A 1,520-nucleotide genomic window follows, 5' to 3' on the forward strand; every position below is an offset into this window, starting at 1 on the left:
CTCGGTGGCGGGGAGGTTTTTGTCGGTGGACCCCGGGAGGGACTACGACCCGAAAAATCCCCAAAGCTTCAACCTCTACGCCTACGTGCGCAACAACCCGGTGAGTGCCACGGACCCGGATGGGAGGGTTGTCTTCGCGGCAGTCCCGGCTTGGTACCTCGGCGCGGGGTTTGTCGCTGCAGCTGGAGCCTACCTTATGGCACCGAGCGTGACGCACCCCGGAAAGAGCAACGCTCAGGTGATGGGGGAGACACTTGTGTCCCTGGCAACCGCATTCGCGCGTCCGTCAGCGGCACCTCAAGACCTTCGGCGGGTCAAGGATAACGGTGCGAGAGAGTCCGATTGGCGCCGAGCAGCTTTGCGAGTACAAAAGAGTCAACAGAAATCATCGCCACGCGCGCCTTGGGGGGGCCGCAACGATCTCCCGCCAGGTGCACCGGGACCCGGAACCCAGACCGGCGAGCGTCCACACCTCCAGAACGCCCCCGATGAGACTGATTTTCTTCGGTTACTTCCAGGCGCAGAGCTCCTACGCCGAGTTTTGGATGGCGGAGCAAACCAGACGGAGCAGCCGAGTTGGAGAAGGCCACCTAGCGAGCGAGTGGAGACGCTTGAGGATGCTTCAAAGGTGCTCGTAAAGGTTACGGAAACTTCCGATCCGGCGACGGGACAGGAGAGGAAATAGCAAGAGCGTCAACAAGGAGGATTGAATGGGTTTCCGGTGGTACTCGGGTAGCGACAGAACAGGACGAATTCCCCGGCTGTTTTCGCAACTCGTTTATTACATGGCCGACAAGATGTCGGCTGATGAATTAGCCTCCGAGGTGCTGAAGTTGCTCGAAGAAGAAGGCGACGCAAACATGCGGGCGAAAATGTTATTTGAAATAGCCAGACAATACCGAATGGAAGGCGATCGTCCGAGGCAAATCGAATATGCTCGACGTGCGTTAGAGCAATTTGATCCTCTCGCGGCGAATTTTCCATCGGTTGCCGAAGAATACGCGGATTGCTGCTTCCAGCTCCTGGGCGGTCTTGAGGAAGAAGACAGTGACGAGCGGTTCGTGGAGCTTGCACCGTTGGCTCTAGCAATTCTTGTTTGGTCAGCTAAGGGTGTTGTGGACCCGACCACTCGCGACTTGGCCGGAAGTTTTTTGACTAGGGGTCTTTATCTACTTGCGGAGAAGTACAAGGACAGGACCTTATTCGGTCTGGCCTACGCTACGGCGGCGTTTCTTCTTCACACTCCGAGCGAGGGACCTGTTCCCCTCGTTGTAGCTCACGCTTGTGCACGACGGCTTGGACTCAGGGACGACGCAGAGAGGCTTTTAACGCAAATCCACGAGATTGATCTTTCCGGAGAATATTTAGACTTGGCCAGGTCTGACGCTTTGTTGTATCCCGTTTAAGTTCGGCGGGGGTTTTGCCTTTCTGGCGTCGTGGGACTTCGCTAGGATGCGCCGTTACGGTAGGACGCCACGTGTGGCGTAATTCGTCGCCTTGGGTAAAGATACATCGGGAGA

Annotated in this window: 2 protein-coding genes; both read left to right on the forward strand. The window is 56.9% G+C overall.

Annotated elements, in window-relative coordinates; translation table 11 throughout:
* The coding region (locus tag ABJK56_RS02070) for an RHS repeat-associated core domain-containing protein (RefSeq protein WP_347243005.1) at positions 1–685 on the forward strand (685 nt) is incomplete at its 5' end.
* A 25-nt stretch (positions 686–710) separates the two neighbouring features.
* On the forward strand, positions 711–1,406 hold the full coding sequence (locus tag ABJK56_RS02075) for a hypothetical protein (RefSeq protein ID WP_347243006.1): 696 nt from the start codon (positions 711–713) through the stop codon (positions 1,404–1,406).
* Positions 1,407–1,520: the final 114 nt, after the last annotated feature.

The sequence above is a fragment of the Thermogutta sp. genome, assembly GCF_039793925.1.
Lineage (GTDB): Bacteria > Planctomycetota > Planctomycetia > Pirellulales > Thermoguttaceae > Thermogutta.

What these genes read in the sequence shown, in the direction of transcription:
- ABJK56_RS02075 (WP_347243006.1), top strand. Translation starts at nt 711, where the DNA reads ATGGGTTTCCGGTGGTACTCGGGTAGCGACAGAACAGGACGAATTCCC.